This window comes from Anabaena azotica FACHB-119, from assembly GCF_014697625.1.
GTDB classification, from domain to species: Bacteria; Cyanobacteriota; Cyanobacteriia; order Cyanobacteriales; family Nostocaceae; genus Trichormus; species Trichormus azoticus_A.
In genome coordinates, this window is sequence record NZ_JACJSG010000119.1 from 1 (window position 1) to 2565 (window position 2565).

Annotated in this window: 7 protein-coding genes; 5 read left to right on the forward strand and 2 right to left on the reverse strand. The window is 44.2% G+C overall.

What is annotated here, in order from left to right; genetic code table 11:
* Positions 1–225: 225 nt before the first annotated feature.
* Positions 226–396, reverse strand: a complete 171-nt coding sequence (locus H6G83_RS34705) for a hypothetical protein (protein WP_190480714.1) — start codon at positions 394–396, stop codon at positions 226–228.
* Between H6G83_RS34705 and H6G83_RS34710 the strand changes: the two genes are divergently transcribed.
* Positions 397–576, forward strand: coding sequence for a hypothetical protein (locus tag H6G83_RS34710; RefSeq protein WP_190480717.1), 180 nt, complete (start codon positions 397–399; stop codon positions 574–576).
* Here the strand turns inward: H6G83_RS34710 and H6G83_RS34715 are convergent.
* Complete coding sequence (locus H6G83_RS34715; RefSeq protein ID WP_190480719.1) at positions 555–782, reverse strand: hypothetical protein; 228 nt, start codon at positions 780–782, stop codon at positions 555–557. The genes H6G83_RS34710 and H6G83_RS34715 overlap by 22 nt on opposite strands.
* Here H6G83_RS34715 and H6G83_RS34720 point away from each other — a divergent pair.
* The 4 genes from H6G83_RS34720 to H6G83_RS34735 all read left to right on the forward strand — a co-directional run bounded on the left by H6G83_RS34720 (position 776) and on the right by H6G83_RS34735 (position 2488).
* Positions 776–1261 carry a hypothetical protein gene (locus H6G83_RS34720; RefSeq protein ID WP_190480720.1) on the forward strand — a complete coding sequence of 162 codons (486 nt, stop codon included), beginning with the start codon at positions 776–778 and terminating at the stop codon, positions 1259–1261. The two genes, H6G83_RS34715 and H6G83_RS34720, sit on opposite strands and share 7 nt — an antisense overlap.
* Positions 1262–1305: 44 nt before the next feature.
* Complete coding sequence (locus H6G83_RS34725; RefSeq protein WP_190480722.1) at positions 1306–1572, forward strand: hypothetical protein; 267 nt, start codon at positions 1306–1308, stop codon at positions 1570–1572.
* Between the two features lie 75 nt (positions 1573–1647).
* Positions 1648–1839 carry a hypothetical protein gene (locus tag H6G83_RS34730; RefSeq protein WP_190480724.1) on the forward strand — a complete coding sequence of 64 codons (192 nt, stop codon included), beginning with the start codon at positions 1648–1650 and terminating at the stop codon, positions 1837–1839.
* A gap of 106 nt (positions 1840–1945) precedes the next feature.
* Positions 1946–2488, forward strand: coding sequence for a hypothetical protein (locus tag H6G83_RS34735; protein WP_190480726.1), 543 nt, complete (start codon positions 1946–1948; stop codon positions 2486–2488).
* Positions 2489–2565: the final 77 nt, after the last annotated feature.

Consider the following 2565-nt stretch of genomic DNA (forward strand, 5'->3'; position numbering starts at 1 on the left):
AGAACAGCTATGTCTTATCGATTTTTTGATTGGTTGACTCTCAACCGTGACGTGTTTGCTGCTTACAAAGCTAGTTTGGGCTTTATTTGGGCTTAATTTTTGTTTAAGTCCCGGTAGGAGCAATCATAAGGACATTAACAAAACTGCTGCCAAATCAAGACAAAAGCGATCGCTGCTCCTTAGTGGCGATCGCTTTTTGAACACAAATACAGGTTGCACAGAGGACTAATCCTCTCTACAGCCTTGTGCTGCTAAAAGGCGATCGCATTCATTGTGGTCGCCCTTAAAACTACTGCTGCTTGTGACTGATATTAAAACGGCTACGCCAAAACGGAAGTGAGTGCGCTGTGGCTCCCCACAACGTAGAAAAAATACTTGAACAAGTAGGTAAAGCAAATGAAATACAGTGTAGTTGCTGGTTACAAGAAAGAATACAACGCTTCGCACACCAATACATTCCACCATCCCATTCAGTCTTTTGAGCAAATCCAAAGCGCATCAATTGAAGAATATTTCGATATGTTTGAAGAAACCAAGCGCATCGAAGTAAACCTTCATCTCGGCAAAAAAGGATAAGCTTCGCAAGGCGCGATCGCATCCATTGTGGTCGCCCTTAAACTACTGCTGCTTGCATTAACTGATATAGAAACGGCTACGCCAAAACCGAGTGATTGCGCTGTGGCTCCCCACAACGTAGTCAGTAAAAACAAAGGCGATCGCAGCGTCTGGAAAACCTTGCGATCGCCTTTTATCCAAGTAAATGGAGATTTCCATAATGACATACGCAACAGTAAACAAGCAACAAAGTCCGTTAACCGAGAGCGATCGCATAATCATCGCCACCATAATCCAGCGCCATCCAGAGCAAATCAAAACCATCTGGATTGATTGCGGAATCACGGTGTGGGTGCAACTGACCAACGGCGGTTGGCTACCATTCGACCGGAATTGGTTTGCTGCAAGAGTAGCTGAAGAGAAGCTTTCTCTAGAAGCGCAAGAAAACCTCCACAGACGCAACCAAGAACTTGAAGCCGAGCTAAAACAAGCCTGTAAAGAACAAGGGTTGAACTATGGAGAAGTAGACTATTTGTTCTTCTCCACAAAAGTCTATCAAGGTCGTGATTTCCTGGGGATAATCGGGTTCCATCGGTTCAGTAACTTATGGACGTACAGGCGTAGAGAACGAGGTATTGACCAGTACGCCAGTAGTGTGAAAGATGCCTTAGCGAAGTTAGGGGTGAGGCAGTTAGCGACGGTGTAGAACTGCTACGCCTAAGCACATGGAAATACAGTTAGGTGTTAGTTATGAGTACACAGAAAGAAATACTGTCTAACATTGCCCAGTGCTGCGAGTACGTGGGGTTAGAATTACTCGACGATGGCATCTACTACGGGGACAGACGGATGGTGGAGTTTGTCGAGAGCGATAGTCAAACTTACTACGTTCAGACCTTGCAAGAACAACCGCTAGACGAGTGCAAGTATGCTGATCTGTTGGATATCCCGATAGGTCAGCTTACGCCAGAGCAGCGCGAGATGCTGTTTGGGGGTGGTGAAGAGTTAGCGGCGTAGATTTAGGAGTGTGTAAGTATAAGCTTACACACTATTCTTATAATGTAGAAAAAAGGGAAAATGCTCTGATATTTTATGTCCAGCTTAGACAAAGAAAAATTGAAGTCCATTGTTTCACAATCTCCAGGGATAACCACCGAAGAATTGCGCCAACAGCTAGGCGTAGTCAATGGAACTGTAATTAGAACCGCAAAACAAACTGATGATATTGAGGTGGTAAAAACGTCTAAGGGTTATAAATTTTTCCCAAAAGTATCTGACAATTAAAGACCGCTTTTATAGAGGCTTACACTCTGGTCTATCAGGGAGCGTAAGCTTTTAGTTGAAAGGCGATTTTATTGGTCAGTTTGATAAAGAAAGATTGGGTTAAAAAATGAAAATCACGAACTACGAACAACTAAATAAACTAGTAGCTGAGTCATTGGGTTGGGAAATAGGCATATATCTAATTGATCAAGGAGAATTTCAACACGATGACGAACTTGAGTTTTACTATCCGCCAGACATTGAAGAAGACAGAACAGAGCGTTGGTTTGAAGAGTTCGGAATTGCCCCAGATTTCTGTTGCGAAATTTGGAATGTGGAAGCGTTTGTTCTGCCGGAGTGCGATCGCCAAAAACTTGTCACCCAAATAACAATAAGCCCAACGATGGTAAGTTGTGGTATTAAGCCTCTTACCTCGGATGGGATTCATTCAGGAATGGCGGTTACTGGGGAGAAGGGGATACCAAAGTCAGTAGCGTTAGCCGTTTGTTTGGCGTGGTTGAGATTCAAGGGTGTTGAGTTTGAATTGTCACTGCCACCGGAACAGACGGTTGATGTAGAAGAACCCCCCGAAGCAATTTGCCCGATGGATGCAGCAGGTGTTGATCCATTTGAAACTGAGTATCCACAAATATCGCCTTATATTCCGTAGGCGTAGCTTGCCGCCGTAAGGCATCGCACTCTGTTCAGAATTAAACGCATCCTGAAGAGAGTGCGATCGCACTATGT